We start from the raw sequence: 261 nt of genomic DNA, 5'->3' as shown, positions 1-261 counted from the left end.
GCGCACGGGTGATCATCGCTCCCGGGTCGGAACCGTGGTTAGGCTCGGTCAGACCGAAGCAACCGATCCACTCACCCGACGCCAATTTCGGCAGGTACTTCTGTTTTTGCGCTTCGGTACCGAATTCATTGATAGGCACCATCACCAGCGAGGACTGCACGCTCATCATCGAACGGTAACCGGAGTCGACGCGCTCAACCTCACGAGCGATCAGGCCATAGCTGACGTAGTTCAGTCCACTGCCGCCGTATTGTTCAGGGA

The 261-nt window shown here is 57.9% G+C and carries 1 protein-coding gene; it reads right to left on the bottom strand.

Going from position 1 to position 261, the window contains the following annotated elements:
* The coding region (locus AAEZ10_RS27500) for an acyl-CoA dehydrogenase family protein (protein WP_350571835.1) at positions 1-261 on the bottom strand (261 nt) is incomplete at both ends.

Source organism: Pseudomonas sp. H26/SER47-MNA-CIBAN-0231 (assembly GCF_040310465.1).
Lineage (GTDB): Bacteria > Pseudomonadota > Gammaproteobacteria > Pseudomonadales > Pseudomonadaceae > Aquipseudomonas > Aquipseudomonas atacamensis.
Note: the sequence above shows the minus strand (reverse complement) of the source record. Positions and strands in the feature narration are given on the sequence as shown.